Here is a 17,484-nt window from a genome sequence, read left to right on the forward strand (position 1 = left end):
AAAAGCATGATAAACACCCATAATTTTGTACAAATCCAACATTATGGGGCTACAATACAGCAGTCGGTTGACAGTAATGGAATATCCGCCAACCTAATCCTAGTGTAATACCGAACATCGAGATTGTTATGACTTATACGTTCAATCGTCCTGCATTTCCAGCCACTCGCATGCGTCGTATCCGTAAAAATGATCAGTTGCGTGCGATGGTTAGCGAAACACAGCTCACCACAAATCATTTGATTTATCCAGTATTTGTATTACCGGGACAAAATCAGACTCAAGATATTCCAAGTATGCCAAACATTCAGCGTTTGTCGGCAGATTTATTACTGAAAAAAGCTGAAAGACTTCTGGAATTGGGTGTATCAAAACTGGCTCTATTTCCAGTCACACCTCAAGAAGATAAAAGCCTAACCGCAGAAGCTGCATGGCATGAAGATGGTTTAGTCCAAACCACGTGCCGTTTACTAAAAAAAGAATTACCAGAAATGGTGTTAATTACTGATGGTGCGCTCGACCCGTACACCACGCATGGTCAAGATGGCATTATTGATGGCACTGGCTATGTGCTCAATGACGAGACTGTAGAATGCTTGATTAAACAAGCATTAAGTCATGCCGAAGCGGGTGCTGAAGTGATTGCACCAAGTGACATGATGGATGGTCGTATTGGCGCTATTCGTCAGGCTTTAGAAGCCAATGGTCACATCTACACCAACATCATGGCCTACTCTGCGAAATATGCGTCTAGCTTCTATGGTCCGTTCCGTGATGCTGTTGGCTCTGCATCCAACCTAAAAGGTGGTAATAAATATAACTACCAGATGGACTTTGCCAACCGTGCCGAAGCATTACATGAAATCGCGCTTGATATTCAAGAAGGCGCCGACATGGTGATTGTAAAACCGGGCATGCCATATCTGGATGTGGTACGTGAAGTGAAAGATACTTTTGGTGTTCCGACATTCATTTATCAAGTGAGTGGCGAATACGCGATGTTAGCGGGTGCAATTCAAAATGGCTGGTTATCAGAATCAGTGATTTTAGAATCACTCATGTGCTGCCGCCGTGCAGGTGCAGATGGGATCTGGACCTACTTTGCAGAAACTGCTGCTCAAAAACTCAAGGAAATGAACTAAGTTCGCAGAGAAAGGATAACACTGCATGCATATTGCAATCATTGGCGCGGGCATAAGTGGATTGATGTCTGCGCTAGAGTTGGTTGAACAAGGCTGTACCGTCAGCATTTTTGATCAACAACAAGCGGGACAAGCAGCCTCTTGGGCTGGTGGAGGAATTCTTTCTCCGATGTACCCTTGGCGCTATGTGCATGCAGTGAATCAAATTGCTCAATTTGGTAAAGCGTCTTATCAAGCATGGAATCAAAGACTCTCCCCTGTTACAGGTATTGATTTTGAAATTCATGACACAGGCATGTTGATTTTTGATGAGGAAGATTTTGACATCGGACTTTCCTACGCAAATCAACATCAAGAACCCATGCAACGCTGCGAATATTTACAGCGAGATGCCTTAGAGCAAGTCAATCCACATATTTCCGCTCAGTTTCAACAAGCCATTTATTTTCCTGAACTTTCTAATATTCGTAACCCGCGTGTATTACAATCACTCATTGTCTATTTAAAAAAACATCCAAATGTTGAGTTTTTTGAACACTCTGCTGTCAAAAAACTAATTCAATATGGCGATGTTATACAAGCCTTACAAACCGAAGATGGTCGCAAACATACAGCAGATCATTTTGTAATAACTTCGGGTGCTTGGAGCCATTACTGGAACTCACAATTACAACTCGAAATTCCAGTCGAACCTGTTCAAGGACAAATGTTATTATTTAAAACCCCAGCGAACTGGTTACCCACCATGTGTATGAATCGGGTGATGTATTTGATTCCCCGTATGGACGGTCATATCGTGTGTGGTTCTAGCATGGCACATCGTGGTTTTGACACCGCTACCGATGAAACCACCCAGCACAATATTTTAGAAGCGTGTCTGGACATGGTTCCTGAACTGGCAGATTTCCCGATCGTACAGCGCTGGGCAGGTCTCAGACCAAGTTCACCAAATGGTGTTCCATACATTGGCAAAATGCCTGAAATGGACAACCTATGGGCAAACTTTGGTCACTTTAGAAATGGGTTATGCATGGGCGCAGGCTCTGCACAATTGCTTCGTCAGCTTATGCTGGATCAACCAACTTTAGTTGATGCAAAAGCATATTCCCCAGAGCGTTTGAAAATCACTTCAACAGCATAACTTGAATAAAGTGTGTACCCTAAAAACATCATATAAAATCAATTATCTAAGGTACGTGTGCTAAAAGTCACTCACAGCCTGCCCACACTTCAAATAGATATTGTTTTTGCAATTAATTCACTATCTTCTCTGCCATACGCTGTGCCTGTTTTCCATAAAACCAATAGGTAATTAAATAAAGTGGGATCGCTAACATTAAAAGCATAATGAGCATAATGCTTAAAAACTGAGGCTGTTTCAGGTAAAGCATAAAGTTTTGCAAAATCTCTGGGTCTTTTCTTGCAAATAAAAACAAGCCAAATAAAACACCACACAAGTTATAGCCCCAAAAAATCAGGGTAAAACCTAAAGTAAATTTCTTTTTTTCTTGTACAGTCGGTGCACGGCGTTCTTTCTTTAAAAATTTAAACAGGACAAAAATCATTGCACCTAAATATGGAACGGCTGTTAAAATACCACCTACACTCGCTGGTAATAGTGCTGCAACTACACCTACAATTAAGGTGAGTCCTATACATAAAGCAAAAAACCAGAGAAAGTAAAAGCGTAATTTGGTCATCTTTTTGCCTAATTTATGGGTTCAAAAATTAATTATAAATTTTTTTCGATTTTTTTTCATTTTTCTGTCAACCAATTCTAATCTCTTGACGTTATATAGGGTAATAAGGTCGCAGCAACCGAATACTTCCTTTGCACGGCATCCGCAAAATTGTTTCGGTGACCTTTCATTACGACTCTTTCTTACCTTCGGATTTGGTTTTGTTAGCAGCCTAAACCCTTGATGAAGTTTTTGACCGACGATTCTCTCATCACTCGAATCGTCGGTTTTTATTTTCTGGTACTTTCATTTATTTTACGCTCTGCATACACAATAAGTCTTTCTTGGTGATAAGCGCTATGCGTATACTTTTTACACCATAAAAATATGATTTAAATAATATGAACAGCATTGCCTATTTTGAAATTCAGTCTTCAAACCCAGCCCGAGATGCAGAGTTTTATCATATTGTATTTGGCTGGCAATTTAAACTAGATGAAAATTTACCCATTGAATATTACCGTATAGAAACACCCTCAATTATGGGTGGTCTCTTAAAACGCCCTGCTCAAACTCCTCCAATGGAATATGGCACCAATGCATTTACCTGCTCCATTCAGGTCGAAAATTTTGATGAAGTTGCCGCAAAAATTTTAGCGCAAGGTGGCATTGTCGCAATGGATAAATTCGCCATTCCCGGTCGTGCTTGGCATGGTTACTTTGTCGATTTAGACCACAACGTTTTTGGTATTTTCCAAGTTGATGAAAATGCTGCTTAAAAATCTTATTTAACAAATTTATTTATTTTCTAATTTATAGCCACCGCCTTTTTATCGGTGGCTATTTACTATTTATTCTTCGGCAAAGCTAAAACTGGCTTCACAAGTAATTGGAAAATTAACCGAGTTGGCAATCATACATTCATGATGCGCCTCTTCATGCAATTTTGCTGCAAGCGTTTGGTCTGCACCTTTTTCTAAAACAATCTCAGGCCTTAAAATAATTTGGGTAAAGTGACCACGTTTAACTGGATCTGCATCTTCCATAAAGCCAAGTGCATGATCGACATAACTCAGCACATGAATATGATTGACTGCGCATAGGTGTAAATACCAAAGTTTATGACAAGCTGAAGCAGAAGCCACCAGTAAATCTTCTGGGTTCCATCTGGTCATATCACCTAAATAAGCTGGGTCTGATGAACCTTGAATGGTGATCTTTTGCGGATGTTGAATACTAAAGTCCCGTTTATATGAGCGATAAGATGAAGTTCCTGTTCCTGTGTTGCCTTCCCATTGTATTTTTACTTCGTACTCATGAATGGTCATTTTTGTCTCAAAGTTATTTATTTGAGTTGATATTAACAAAACAAAAATTGGAATAATAAAATTAATTTAGATTGAATTTGAGGCTTAAATATCGAACGCTTTAAAATGTCTTTATAAAATCTCCTGCTAATTTATGCTAACGTATCTGTGTTTATCTTGGCTTGATGTCTGTTTCTATGTCCGTACATTTTCTACATACTTCTGACTGGCATTTGGGGCAGTTTTTTTATAATCATTCACGACATTACGAACACCAACAATTTTTAAGGTGGTTGCTCACTCAAATTCAAGAAAAACAACCGCATGCCCTGCTCATTGCCGGCGATATTTTTGATGTGATTAATCCAGGCTCGCAAGCCCAAAAACAACTCTACCAATTTTTAGCAGATGCACATCGCCTTGCACCACACATGCAAACCCTCATGATTGCGGGTAATCATGACTCAGGCTACCGTATTGAACAAGTCGAGCCACTTTTAGAAAAATACAATGCAAAAACCGTGGGCGTGGTTCGCTGGAATGAAGATAAAACTCTAGATCTCGATCGTCTGCTTTTACCTATTTATAATCAAAATCAAGATATTGTGGCGTGGTGCCTTGCCCTACCTTTTTTACGCTCGGCTGAAATTACGGGCTTTAATGAACATACCACCAATAGCAAAAATGCGATTGCCTATTTACATGAGCAACTGATTGCTGAAGCTAAACGTCGTAAAACACCAGAGCAAGCGCTGATTTTGATGTCGCATGCGCATATGCAAGGTGGCGAAACTTCTGACTCTGAACGTCCAATTATTATTGGTAATGAAGAGGCGCTTTCAACGACTTTGTTTGAAGGTGCAATTGATTATGTGGCTTTAGGGCATTTGCATAAACCACAAAAAGTGGGTCAGCCGCACATTCGTTATAGCGGCTCACCTATTCCACTTTCTTTTAGTGAAATTAACTATAAACACCAAGTAGTTGAGGTCAAAATTGACCCTACTCAAGACACAGATAACCGTTTGCAATTTGAAGCTGTAGAAATTCCACGTTGTATTCAGTTACACCGTATTCGTGGTGAATTAAACGATGTGCTGCAACAACTCAAAGCTTTGCCAAACGGTGTTATTGAAAATATTGACCACCGTGAATATGTTGATATTGAATATTATAGTTTAACGCCGCCACAGCCTAATTTACGCCAACAGTTTGAAGCTGCATTGCCACCTGATCGCTACCGTTTAGTGCGTATTTCACGTCAATATGTGAGCCAAGATGCTTCGGACACCGGTACCAATCAGCAAATCGTACTTGAACCACCCACACCAGAAAAGCTCTTTCAAAATATATGGGAAAAACAAGGCTACAGCGCAGATGATGCAGTATTGAAAGATTTTCTGAGCCTAGTACAAGAAGCACAAAAACATCTTGAAAATGATTCAAGCCATTAAGGACATGTCATGAAAATTTTATCTATTCGTATAAAAAATCTGGCATCTCTTTCTGACGAGCACTTTATTGATTTTGAAAGCGCGCCTCTAGCTCACGCAGGCTTAATTGCCATTGTCGGGAAAACTGGTGCTGGTAAATCAACCATTTTAGATGCCATGTGCCTGGCCCTGTTTAATCGTGTCCCTCGCCTTAAAGACAGCGATGGCAAATTAAAAGATGTTGATGGTTCAGAGTTACTCACCAATTCGCCTTTAACTGTTTTACGCCGTGGTACGGGGCATGGTTTTGCTGAACTTTGCTTTATTGCACAAGATCAAAAACGCTATTTAGCACGCTGGGAAATCAAACGAGCACGTGAAAACCCAAGTGGTAAATTACAAAGCGTGCAACGCCACTTAAAATGCCTGACCGATGGTGTAGTGCTTGCTGACAAAGCCAAAGCAGTGGATGAAAAAGTTAAACAAATTACCCAGCTTTCATTTGAACAATTTACTCGTGCTGTGTTACTCGCCCAGTCAGAAGTCACGGCGTTTTTAAAAGCACGAGACAGCGAACGCGGTGAATTACTTGAGTACCTGACAAACTCGAGTATTTTCGCCAAAATCGGTGAGCTGGCTTTTCGTAAAACAGCAGATATTGCTAAACAGCGTAAACAGCTTGAAGAATTTTTAGGCCACATTGAAATTTTGTCTGATGAAGAGATTGCTTCCTTAACCGAGCAATATCAGCAAGCTGAACAAAATCATCAACAGTTAGAACAACAAAAAAATTTTTTAGACAAACAACAACAATGGTTTGAGCGTAAAGCCAAACTTGAAGTTGAAGTTCAAACCAAACAACAGCAATTTCAAAATCAGCAAAACCATCATCAACAACTTGCTGGTGAACGTGAGCAATTAAAACGGCTGGAAGTTTTCTCTGAAATACGCCCACAGGTCTTTCAGCAGACTCAAAATTTACAAACCCTACAACAACTTGAGCCGCAAATTCAGCAAGCTCAAATTAAGTTTAATGATTTGGTTCAAATTTTTGAAACTGGACAAAAACAATATCAATCAGCAGAACAAGAACTTAAGCAAACGCTAGACTTTGAGCAACAACATCAACAGGCATTAAATCAAGTTCGGCAGTCTATTCAAGAACGTTCATTTATTGCAGATGAATATAAAAAGTGCAAAGAAAAAAGAAATGCGCTAGAACAAAAACTAAATCCATTACAACAACAGCAAAACACAGTTCAACAACACATTGCACAGCTTCAACAAAGCCAAACTCATCTCCAACAGCAGCTTAACCAAACTCAGCAATACGCCGTATTAGATAAAGGCCTTTCAGCACATTTGCATCAACTTGGGCAATTTATTCAAAACTATGAAGTAATTGAACAACAGCTTGGAAACCCTACTCTTGCTCGTCAAAAGCTATTAGAAACTAAAAATGAACTTGAACACCTGACGGTTTCTGTGGGGACAGTTGAACAAATTGAGTCAAAACTTGAACAACAGCGTAAAGATAAAGAACAAAAACTTGCTCAAATTACTCAGCTAGATCTTATTCAACAGAAAATTAAAATTTATCATGAGCTATATGCTGAACTTCAACAATTTTCTGAAAAACATATACAAGCCTCAAATCAAGAACAGCAGCTTAAAACCGTTTGCCAATTGGCTGAGCAAGACTACCAAACAGCAAAAACAGAGCGAGAAAAATTACAGCGTATCTTGCAACAGCAACGTTTATTACATACAGAAAATATTGAACAGTTACGGGCCAATCTTAAAGAAGATGAAGCTTGTTTAGTCTGTGGAAGTACACATCATCCCTATCGTAGTGATGACAGCGCAGTTTCCAAGGCTTTGTTCGATCTGCAACAGCAGCAAGAACAGCAGGCTGTGGCGCTAGAGCAAACTCAATTTAATGCATGGCAAAGCCAACAACAAACACTCACTCAATGTCGTGCCGAGCTTGAACAAGTTCAAAAATATCTAGCTCAACTTAAAGCAAAACAGGCGAGTTTACAACAAGATCTTGTTCAACAAGTAAGCCTCAACCAATTGCACATTGAGCTTGATCAGGCTCCAGAACAAATCTTACAAACACTTAGCGAATTGAGATTAGCCGCACAAACTGCGATAAGTTCATTCGACTCAGAAAATGTGCGTTTAACCCAAGCGATTAAACAACAGAACCAGTTGGTTCAACATGTTCAGCGTAGTGAAAGCTTGCTCAATACTGCACAGCAATGGCAACAGCAAGTTCAGCATATTGTTCAGTGCCTATCTGAGTCTGAGCAGCGCGCATGGCAGCAGTCGAGTAGCCAAACGGCTAAGCAGACTTGGTCTATTCTTGATGCACGTGCTAAGCAACTTGAACAACAAGAACAGCTTTCACAGCGTTTTGAACAGCAACAACAAGAACTTAAAATGCTGACAGCTAACCTTGAGCAAATGACCAAACAAATTAATGAGATCGACCAAAATCTCAAAGAGATTACGCTCAAGGGTCAACAAAACAATGAAAAAGCAGTATCGCTTATTCAACAAATGACTGGCCTTTCAGACATTAAACCTTATGAATGGTTAATTGAGCACGATGCCAAACGCCAGCATCAACAAACTGCTTATCACGAAGCTAAACAACGTTTCGAACAAACCAGACAGCACTTTGAGCAGCAAAAACAAGCGCTAGATCAACTTAAACATCAACATCAACACACCGAGCAACATCAACAGCAGATTAATGCGCAAATTGAAGACTGGTTAAAAGCCCATGCTGATTTTCAAGCATCTGATCTTACGGCGCTCATACAGATTAATTCAGCCCAAGAGCAAGATATTCGTAACCGTCTTAATCAAGCAGAACGCCTATTAAGTGAAACCTATTCTGCACTCAAAACCATGCAAGAGCAGCTCACCGAACATTTGCAAACGCAACCTGATATTGAACATGAAAAACTTTTGGACCTTATTCAGGAAAATATTGCAAAGCTCAAAGCCCAACTCGAATTGCGTGACCAGCTTAAGCTTAAGCTCGAAGTACATCAGCAGAACTTAGCCAAACAACAGAAATACGCTCAGCAAATTCAAAATATTCAACAGGAAGAACATCGCTGGAGTAAAATTTCAGGTCTGATTGGCGATGCCAAAGGCAAAGAATTCCGTGACTATGCCCAGCAATATCATTTAGATATTTTAGTGGAACATGCTAACCAGCAACTGGCGATGCTCTCTCAACGCTATACATTAAAACGACTTGACCAATCTTTAAGTCTCGCCATTATCGACCACGATATGGACGGAGAAATGCGTTCTGTTTCATCTTTATCAGGCGGTGAATCCTTCTTAACTGCCCTCGCCTTATCTTTAGCCATTGCGAATATGGCCTCAGGTTCAATGAAAATTGAATCTCTGTTTATTGATGAAGGTTTTGGAACTTTAGATGCATCTTCTTTGCACATGGTGATGAATGCTTTAGATCAATTACAAAATCAGGGCCGCCAAGTCATTCTCATTTCACACATTCAAGAAATGCATGAGCGTATTCCTGTACAAATTCAGGTGAAACCACTTGGTGCTGGCGCAAGTACGATTGAAGTCGTAGGTTAAAACTAAAAAGCCCCGACATCCTGTCGGGGCTTTTTTAGAATCTGTGTTGGTATAACTCCTGTCGTACCTGCTGCATCCATTCATCACTGTTTATTGTTATTCTTAGAAACATCCTGTTCCCTGATGAATTCATAATAAGTGAAAACCACTTCCCGCCATAGCCGCAAAAGGCCGCAATGAACGTACGAAATAGCGTACATCATCCTTTTTTCGAATAATCTCTAGCACCGAACAAAGCTGTTCCTACACGGACCATAGTTGAACCTGCGGCAATTGCAGCGTCTAAATCACTCGACATTCCCATACTTAAAGTATCCCAGTCTTCAGGGTGAGCATGCTTTTCTTTCACCACATCAAACAAACGCTTAGCATCTGCAAAAGTGGCAGTATTGTCAGGTGCTGGAATCACCATCAAACCACGTAATTTGATTTTTGGTAATTGACTAATTTGAGCAACTAACTCGGCAACCTCATCTGGTGAGCAGCCATCTTTACTGTCTTGCCCATCAATATTCACTTGCAAACAAATATTAAGTTCCGTTTGAGCGTCACCACGTTGATTAGACAGTCGCTCTGCAATAATCAATCGGTCTACCCCATGTACCCAATCAAACTTTTCAGCCAAATTTTTAGTCTTGTTGCGTTGAACATGACCAATAAAGTGCCATTCAATTTCTAGATCTTGTAAAGCTTCAATTTTTTCTAAAGCTTCTTGCAGATAGTTTTCGCCAAATGCGCTTTGCCCTGCTGCATACATTTCACGCAAACTTTCACTTGGATGTGTTTTCGATACGGCTAAAAGTTGCACAGCTTCAGGCGCACGTTGAGCATGTTCACAAGCACGTCGGATTTGCTGTAATACGTGCTGTCGCGCATCTTGCAGGTAATTCATTGACAAGGTTCTCATTTTCAAAAAACTTTTTTGCTTTTCACCTAAAGCGAAGTGTTGGTAAGCCTCGGTGAAAGCCGTATATTATTCTACAAAATAATGACATATTTTGATTTAATTGGGGAAATTATGGATATTACAGAGCTACTCGCTTTCTCTGTGAAAAACGGCGCGTCCGATTTACATTTGTCTGCTGGCATGCCACCAATGATTCGCGTGGATGGCGAAGTTCGCCGCATTAACCTTCCAGCTCTAGACCATAAAGATGTTCACCGTCTGGTCTATGACATCATGAATGATAAACAGCGCCGTGACTATGAAGAAAAGCTCGAAACAGACTTTTCTTTTGAAGTGCCAAATGTTGCGCGTTTTCGTGTCAATGCATTTAACCAAAACCGTGGTGCCGGCGCAGTATTTCGTACCATTCCATCAAAAGTACTCACCATGGAAGATTTAGGCTTAGGGCAAATCTTTAAAGATATTTGTGATTACCCACGTGGCATTGTGTTAGTTACAGGGCCAACAGGTTCAGGTAAATCAACCACGCTTGCAGCGATGATGGACTATATTAACGAAAACCGTTATGACCATATTTTAACGGTTGAAGACCCAATCGAATTTGTCCATCAGTCTAAAAAATGTCTGATTAACCAACGTGAAGTACACCGCGACACGCATGGCTTTAACGAAGCACTACGCTCAGCACTGCGTGAAGACCCAGATATTATTCTGGTCGGTGAGATGCGTGACCTTGAAACCATTCGTTTAGCACTTACCGCTGCTGAAACTGGTCACTTGGTGTTTGGTACGCTCCATACGACTTCTGCTGCAAAAACCATTGACCGTGTGATTGATGTATTCCCTGCCGAAGAAAAAGACATGGTTCGTGCCATGTTGTCAGAATCTTTACAGGCTGTTATTTCTCAAACTCTACTTAAAAAGAATGGCGGTGGGCGTGTCGCAGCACATGAAATCATGATTGGTATTCCTGCCATTCGTAACTTAATTCGTGAAAACAAAGTTGCCCAAATGTATTCATCAATTCAGACGGGCGCTAATCATGGCATGACCACGCTCGACCAAAGCTTAAAAGGTCTAGTTGCTCGTGGGGTGATTAGCCCACAAACGGCACGTACTGCCGCAAAACAACCTGAATCATTCCTATAAAAATAATTAGAGAATAAATATGGATTTTAACGACCTACTCAACCTCATGGTTGAAAAAAAATCATCCGATCTTTTTATTACAGATGGTATTGCGCCATCTATGAAAATTAACGGGCAAATTGTTCCAATTTCAAAAAATAGTCTTTCTGGGGACGTTATTGGTCAACTTTTACATTCCATCATGAGCGAAAAACAACGCAAAGAATTTGCAGACACTCGTGAATGTAACTTTGCCATTATGAACCGTGATAAAACCGCCCGCTTTCGTGTGAGCGCTTTTCAGCAACGTGATATGCCAGGCATGGTGCTACGCCGAATTGAAACTAAAATTCCTTCAATTGATGACTTGCAGTTACCGCCTGTTCTTAAAGATTTATCAATGACCAAACGTGGCATCATTATTTTTGTTGGTGCAACAGGTACGGGTAAATCGACGTCTTTGGCTTCAATGATCAGTTATCGTAATCACAATACTAAAGGTCATATCATTACCATTGAAGACCCAATCGAGTTTATTCACGAACATGCAGGCTGCATCATTACTCAACGTGAAGTCGGTATTGATACAGACTCATTTGAAATTGCCTTAAAGAATACTTTGCGACAAGCACCAGATGTCATCTTGATTGGTGAGATTCGCTCTCGTGAAGTGATGGACTACGCGATTGGCTTCGCTGAAACAGGCCATCTTGTGTTAGCCACCATGCACGCCAACAACGCCAACCAAGCGCTCGACCGTATTATTCACTTCTTTGAAAGTGACCGCCACAGTCAGCTTTACATGGACTTATCGCTTAACTTAAAAGCCATGATTGCGCAGCAACTTGTTCCAACACCAGATGGTAATTCTCGCCGCGCCGCAATTGAAATTTTAATTAACTCGCCATTAATTTCAGACTATATTCGTAAAGGCGAAATTCATGAAATTAAAGATTTAATGAAGCGTTCGCGTGAACTCGGTATGCAAACCTTTGACCAAGCCCTATTTGACCTCTATAAAGCAGGCCAAATTACCTACAAAGATGCGTTAAAACATGCCGACTCACCAAACGATTTACGTTTGACGATTAAGCTTGCCGAAGAAGGACCTGATCAAATTGCGGGCACAAATCAGCATTTAACCTTCGACCAACAGTAATTTCCTCATAAAAAAAGGAAGGTTAAACGTAACCTTCCTTTTTTATTTGTTTTCTTTGTGTGAAAACGATTATTTCTTGCGCAACACTTCCTGACACTCAGGTTCGTTACAGTAACCGTAGAGGTTTAATGAGTGACCCGTTAAGGTAAACCCATGTTGGTCTGCTACAGCATGCTGTTCCTTCTCGATAACATCATTAGTAAATTCAATAACTTTGTTGCAATTATAGCAAACTAAATGATCATGGTGATCTTCTTGCATGATTTCGAAAACAGAATGATTATTTTCGAAATGATGGCGCTGAATGATACCCGCAGCTTCAAATTGTGTTAACACACGGTAAACTGTCGCAAGTCCGACATCTTCCCCTTGTTCTAACAAAGTCTTGTAAATATCTTCAGCACTAAGATGATGTTGCTTTGAATTTTCTAATAATTCCAAAATCTTAATTCGTGGAAGGGTAACTTTAAGTCCAGCTTTGCGCAAATCTTGATTGGAAATAGGCATGAAAAAAGGTCTCTCAACAAATCTCAAGTTGGAATAGGCAATAGAATTTAGATGAAGTATGATCTATCCTTTGATCAAATGCATCATAATTTATTGGGATAGTGTAGCAAAATGCAAAAACTCGTGCTGACGTTATTAGTCACTTCACTCCTTGCTGGTTGTTCAATCTTTGGTGTATATAAGGTTGATATTCCTCAAGGGACTCCTTTGACCAAAGCTCAGGCCTCTCAAGTACAAGTCGGCATGAATTTCCAGCAAGTGCGTTTTTTGCTTGGTAGTCCAACTGTGACTGATCCCCTCAATCCTCAACGTTGGGACTACATTTACAACTATATCCCGGGAACTTACGCTAAAAAGGCAAAAATCCCCGCAGCACATGGTCAGCATTTAAAAATTTACTTTGATGGCTCTGGCACAGTAACTAAAATTGAAGGTTTAGAAACTATTCCAGAATCGCAACCAGGTTTACCTGCTTCTAAAGAAGCGATTTTAACTGCCCCACCACTATAATCGTTTTTTCTAATAAAAATAAACCCCTCAAGTGAAATACTTCGAGGGGTTTTATTTATGGGACTTATTACTTTAAGCGATTACTTTTAATATATCGTCCCACAGGATTTTTCTCGGCGCGGTTACGGCGTATATCTTTAGGGTTAATAGTTAAAGGTCGATAAACCTCTACCCGATCACCTGCTTGCAAAATCGCATGTGCCTCAACTTTTGCACCAAAGATGCCAAGTTGTAATGGCTCAGGAAAACTTACCTGTGTCTGCAACCCACTCGCCTCAACTGCCTGTAATGCAGTCATCCCAGCTTCAAATGGAACAGCAACTAAAAACTGTTGCTCTGGGGCTGCAAAAGCAACCCACACTTGCTGAGCTTTTTCCATCAGATCATTTGTCCAATGACCGCAATCATGGCAATAACAATTGAAAGCGGTAAAACAATACGCACTGCAATACGCCACAAGTTATAGAACAACTCATTGCTAAAATTCATCGATTTACGCAAGTGGCTAATTTTCATAATCCAGCCAGCAAAAATGGCATAGATGAGGCAAATGAGTAATCCCCAAAGCATTAAAATCAGCGTAAAGATGCCATGAAGTTCAGGCACAGCCCAAACCGCAATTGCCAAAATAATGACGACCCATTGTAAAACGTACATCAGCTGACGTTGAGCAAGCTGTTCTTTCGCAAGTTGAATAAACAGAGCTGTTGTCATTACCGCAGTAAAAATCCAGGTAAAAACAGGAAGCTGTGCTTGAAGAGAAAAGAAACCAAACGCAACGACAGCAATTAACTGAGCCAACCAGATTGGAAGTGCAGTTCTTGTAGCGCCTTCTTGAGAGTGAATTACAGACAAGCTATTTTGCCAGTAAAGTCCTAAGCCTAAACCACTTGCAACAAGTGCAAGTACAGTCGCATTACCCCATTCTTTAAATTCAACATTTGTCCAATGCCAAGGCTGTAAAGTCGTTCCCATTGTATTAGCTAAAACAAGAGAAGCGATTACACCGACTGTCATCAGCACAATTAAAATCTGACGCGGAATAAAAGATAGAATTAAAGCCACAACAGCAAGGCCAGCAAAAACAATTTGCCCAGAAACGCTATGATTGAGCTGTGCTGTCAATAAGTTGCTAGCAGTACTCAGTACATTCCCTGCTAAAAATGGAATAAAAATAACTGCAAGCCAGCCAGCCAAACGCCATTTTGGTGAACTATCTGCTTCACGAGTTAAACTTGATAAAGCATTTAAGGCAGTAGTCTTCGACCGTTTTGCTAAGGCAATTTCTAAATAACAAACTGGCAAAGCCAATAACAGCATTGTGCCTAACCACAATAACCAGAAATCGATTTGACGATCAATCTGGATTCCCATAGCGGGTGCCAATGTCGCCATAATGATGAAAGATAAGCAAAACGCCATCAGGGGCGATAACCATCGTGACATAGGTATGTCCTGCATTATGCATTCCTTGAAAAAGACTATAGATATTTTGCCCGTCTCATGCGTGAAAATCAAAGTTTGCTCAATAAAAAAAAAGCAAACCACCGAAACGATAGTTTGCTGCGCTAACTGAAATTACGAGTTGTTTTTATTAGAAGTTATGAGAAAAACCGGGCAAACCAGTTTTTCCCTTTCTTCTTTTCTTTTTCTCTAATAATTCCCATCATATTTTCTTTTACTGCCCCCACATAATCAGCATCATCATGTTGAATATGATTAATTAACCACTTTGCTAAAATTTCTTGTAGCTCTTTTTCAACCGTATGTCCCATTTCAAAACGCTCACGATATAACTCTATTTTTTTAATAAATAAGTCATGGACACGTTTATGTGGTACACGATATTTATAATCCGCTTCCTCTTGTAAACTTTCTTCGAAAGTAAAATGTGATTGCGTGTAATCAATAATATTGTCTAAAACATCTTTAATACGACGTCTATGGTCATCATCTTTTACATCATCAATTTCATTAATATAATCAAGTATACGTTTATGTTGCTCATCAATAACCTCAATACCCGTATTATATTCTGAAGCCCATTTCATTTTCATACATCTCCCCAATGATGCTCAATGACTATTGCATAAACCTCATGATATATTTAAAGAATATAAATAAAAACAAAGCTATTTTGTCGGCTTTATCATATAAAAATTATATTTAAACCAAGTTATTGTTTTTATTTATTTTTATAAAAATTAACCAACCAAAATAATAAAGTATTTTTTAAACAAAATACCTTATTATTAAATGATTAATATATATAAATATTCTTATTTATATATTTTAAATATACTTTATATTAATACTGATCTGCACGAGTAACCCGCTTAAGTTCTGGATTTTCCTGCTCGCGTTTTAATCTTTCTACATGAGTAATTGCTTTTTTAATTGGTTTTCCATGTTGAAATAAAATCATTTCACCAGGTTGATAAGCTGTCCATTTTTCATTATGGGTTAAAGGTTCTGTTGTTATAACGGCCACACGATCTTCAGGTGTAGTGACCTGACTAAAATCAACCTCAACATCTAGATCAATTAAATGAGCCTGATTAAATGGATATTCTCGAACCAACCAATGTAATTTAGTAATCGCATAACTAAATAATGCCTGACCATTCGATAAGCAATAATTAAATGTGCCGTATTCAGCAATTTGTGGAGAAATTTTTTCTAATACTTCAAATATTTGTTCAAGACTTGGTTCTTCATAGCCAAAAGCTTCAACCAGTTGATCAAGCAAATAACAAAATGCACGTTCACTGTCCGTATTACCCACAGGTGTAAAACGTCCACTTAGCGGTGGGTTAAAATCATGTAAATCACCATTATGGGCAAAAATCCACTGACGACCCCACAACTCTCTAATAAAGGGATGAGAGTTTTCTAAAGTAATTTTACCTTGAGTTGCTTTGCGGATATGCGCGATCACGTTACGCGATTTAATAGGATAATTACGGATAAGATCGGCAATTGGAGATTCAACTGCCGACTGATTATCGACAAATAGTCGGCAAGCTTTGTCTTCGAAAAATGCAATACCAAATCCATCACTATGATCTGAGGTAATTCCTGCACGCTGTGAAAAACCACGGAAAGAAAAAGTGATATCCGTTGGTGTTGCACAATTCATTCCTAATAGCTGGCACATATCGCTTTTTAAACTACTTTTAATTACCCCATGTGCTCTATTGTGCATGAGAGTAAAATTGCTTGCAAATCTCAATATGTACTGGCTATTAGAAAATAGGACATATTATTAACGCTGCCCCATTTTATTCATGACAAATGAAGTCGCCACTTTATTCACTTCCAGAAATACAAAATAATCTAGACAGTTAAACTCTTCATCAAAAAATGCCTGTTTCGATAATTTTGACTGCATGCTCAAATACATTTGGAACAATTTTGGCATACGCTCATCTTGTGGAAAACTGAACTCAGGATATTCAGGTTCATAGATTTTTTTCGAGCGAATATCAATGGTTTTGCTTTCAGATAATTGCTGAATTTGGCGGTGCGTGTAGTAAGCTCTAGCCAAATTATCTTGCAGATGAATACTGACACACCCCATCAAATATTTAGCGCGCATTGACCATAATACTTTCGGTGCAAGGTTCAGCCACAGCATCGACAATGCTTTACCATTACGAAAGCGAGGATGGACACAGGTACGCCCTATTTCTAATATATTAGGAAGGTGCGATAACTGAGGAACAATATCAAACTCATGGGCGCTGTAGCTTTGTGCTATTTCATGGCCTTGAAATAATTTAAGGCGAGTATACGCTACAATTTCTCCAGTCCACTTTTCACGTAAGACTGCATGCTCACAACCAAAATCATAAATATCTTGGTCTAAGTTATCTTCAAAATGAATTCCAAATTGTTGGCTAAATTGTTGTGCACGAAATCGTTGTACATCTTGTAATTCTTTTAAATTATCAACCCATTCAAAACGAAATTGTGTCTGATTTATAGCTTTTTGACGATTTAAAGGTAAAGTCCAGGTTTGGCGATATTGATTAAATTTTTCCAGCATAATGAACGCTCCTAGTGACACCCCTTACACTAGTCAA

At 39.5% G+C, this 17,484-nt stretch carries 17 protein-coding genes; 8 read left to right on the forward strand and 9 right to left on the reverse strand.

Going from position 1 to position 17,484, the window contains the following annotated elements:
* The first annotated feature begins 128 nt into the window (after positions 1-128).
* On the forward strand, positions 129-1,142 hold the full coding sequence (gene hemB / locus MSG66_RS16595; RefSeq protein ID WP_324654657.1) for a porphobilinogen synthase: 1,014 nt from the start codon (positions 129-131) through the stop codon (positions 1,140-1,142).
* A gap of 25 nt (positions 1,143-1,167) precedes the next feature.
* Positions 1,168-2,283, forward strand: coding sequence for an NAD(P)/FAD-dependent oxidoreductase (locus MSG66_RS16600; protein WP_133975005.1), 1,116 nt, complete (start codon positions 1,168-1,170; stop codon positions 2,281-2,283).
* Between the two features lie 112 nt (positions 2,284-2,395).
* On the opposite strand, the gene MSG66_RS16605 is transcribed toward MSG66_RS16600, so the two are convergent.
* On the reverse strand, positions 2,396-2,842 hold the full coding sequence (locus MSG66_RS16605) for an ABZJ_00895 family protein (RefSeq protein ID WP_324654658.1): 447 nt from the start codon (positions 2,840-2,842) through the stop codon (positions 2,396-2,398).
* Positions 2,843-3,222: 380 nt separating this feature from the next.
* Between MSG66_RS16605 and MSG66_RS16610 the strand changes: the two genes are divergently transcribed.
* Entirely contained in the window at positions 3,223-3,600 is a 378-nt protein-coding gene (locus tag MSG66_RS16610) for a VOC family protein (RefSeq protein WP_133975009.1), read from the forward strand.
* A gap of 72 nt (positions 3,601-3,672) precedes the next feature.
* Here the strand turns inward: MSG66_RS16610 and MSG66_RS16615 are convergent, their stop codons facing one another.
* Positions 3,673-4,149: an OsmC family protein gene (locus MSG66_RS16615; RefSeq protein WP_324654659.1), complete on the reverse strand. Its 477-nt coding sequence runs from the start codon at positions 4,147-4,149 to the stop codon at positions 3,673-3,675.
* Between the two features lie 164 nt (positions 4,150-4,313).
* Between MSG66_RS16615 and MSG66_RS16620 the strand changes: the two genes are divergently transcribed.
* Both MSG66_RS16620 and MSG66_RS16625 read left to right on the forward strand, forming a co-directional pair.
* Positions 4,314-5,582 (forward strand): exonuclease SbcCD subunit D, encoded by a 1,269-nt coding sequence (locus MSG66_RS16620; protein WP_324654660.1) that lies wholly within the window; start codon positions 4,314-4,316, stop codon positions 5,580-5,582.
* Between the two features lie 9 nt (positions 5,583-5,591).
* Positions 5,592-9,188 (forward strand): AAA family ATPase, encoded by a 3,597-nt coding sequence (locus MSG66_RS16625; protein ID WP_324654661.1) that lies wholly within the window; start codon positions 5,592-5,594, stop codon positions 9,186-9,188.
* 199 nt (positions 9,189-9,387) lie between these two features.
* Here MSG66_RS16625 and MSG66_RS16630 read toward each other — a convergent pair whose 3' ends face one another.
* Positions 9,388-10,080: a YggS family pyridoxal phosphate-dependent enzyme gene (locus MSG66_RS16630; RefSeq protein ID WP_324654662.1), complete on the reverse strand. Its 693-nt coding sequence runs from the start codon at positions 10,078-10,080 to the stop codon at positions 9,388-9,390.
* Positions 10,081-10,206: 126 nt separating this feature from the next.
* Between MSG66_RS16630 and MSG66_RS16635 the strand changes: the two genes are divergently transcribed.
* Both MSG66_RS16635 and MSG66_RS16640 read left to right on the forward strand, forming a co-directional pair.
* Positions 10,207-11,244 carry a type IV pilus twitching motility protein PilT gene (locus MSG66_RS16635; RefSeq protein ID WP_009390483.1) on the forward strand — a complete coding sequence of 346 codons (1,038 nt, stop codon included), beginning with the start codon at positions 10,207-10,209 and terminating at the stop codon, positions 11,242-11,244.
* A 19-nt stretch (positions 11,245-11,263) separates the two neighbouring features.
* Entirely contained in the window at positions 11,264-12,382 is a 1,119-nt protein-coding gene (locus MSG66_RS16640) for a PilT/PilU family type 4a pilus ATPase (protein WP_324654664.1), read from the forward strand.
* A 69-nt stretch (positions 12,383-12,451) separates the two neighbouring features.
* Here the strand turns inward: MSG66_RS16640 and fur are convergent, their stop codons facing one another.
* The gene (gene fur / locus MSG66_RS16645; RefSeq protein ID WP_133975025.1) at positions 12,452-12,889 is read right to left on the reverse strand and encodes a ferric iron uptake transcriptional regulator; all 438 of its coding nucleotides are present in this window, start codon (positions 12,887-12,889) and stop codon (positions 12,452-12,454) included.
* Positions 12,890-13,000: 111 nt separating this feature from the next.
* Between fur and MSG66_RS16650 the strand changes: the two genes are divergently transcribed.
* Complete coding sequence (locus MSG66_RS16650; protein ID WP_324654665.1) at positions 13,001-13,399, forward strand: outer membrane protein assembly factor BamE; 399 nt, start codon at positions 13,001-13,003, stop codon at positions 13,397-13,399.
* 67 nt (positions 13,400-13,466) lie between these two features.
* Here the strand turns inward: MSG66_RS16650 and MSG66_RS16655 are convergent, their stop codons facing one another.
* The 5 genes from MSG66_RS16655 to MSG66_RS16675 form a co-directional block, all read right to left on the reverse strand.
* A complete protein-coding gene (locus MSG66_RS16655) occupies positions 13,467-13,778 on the reverse strand; it encodes an RnfH family protein (RefSeq protein ID WP_324654666.1) in 312 nt (103 codons plus the stop codon).
* On the reverse strand, positions 13,778-14,845 hold the full coding sequence (locus tag MSG66_RS16660; protein WP_324654667.1) for a hypothetical protein: 1,068 nt from the start codon (positions 14,843-14,845) through the stop codon (positions 13,778-13,780). Before MSG66_RS16660 ends, MSG66_RS16655 begins: the two co-directional genes overlap by 1 nt.
* 155 nt (positions 14,846-15,000) lie before the next feature.
* Positions 15,001-15,456, reverse strand: a complete 456-nt coding sequence (locus tag MSG66_RS16665) for a bacteriohemerythrin (protein WP_133975029.1) — start codon at positions 15,454-15,456, stop codon at positions 15,001-15,003.
* A 251-nt stretch (positions 15,457-15,707) separates the two neighbouring features.
* Positions 15,708-16,556 (reverse strand): class II glutamine amidotransferase, encoded by an 849-nt coding sequence (locus MSG66_RS16670; RefSeq protein ID WP_262472896.1) that lies wholly within the window; start codon positions 16,554-16,556, stop codon positions 15,708-15,710.
* A 108-nt stretch (positions 16,557-16,664) separates the two neighbouring features.
* Complete coding sequence (locus tag MSG66_RS16675; RefSeq protein WP_133975031.1) at positions 16,665-17,447, reverse strand: GNAT family N-acetyltransferase; 783 nt, start codon at positions 17,445-17,447, stop codon at positions 16,665-16,667.
* Between the last annotated feature and the right edge of the window lie 37 nt (positions 17,448-17,484).

Origin of the sequence: Acinetobacter sp. IK31 (assembly GCF_035615195.1) — a bacterium.
Taxonomy (GTDB): Bacteria; Pseudomonadota; Gammaproteobacteria; order Pseudomonadales; family Moraxellaceae; genus Acinetobacter; species Acinetobacter calcoaceticus_C.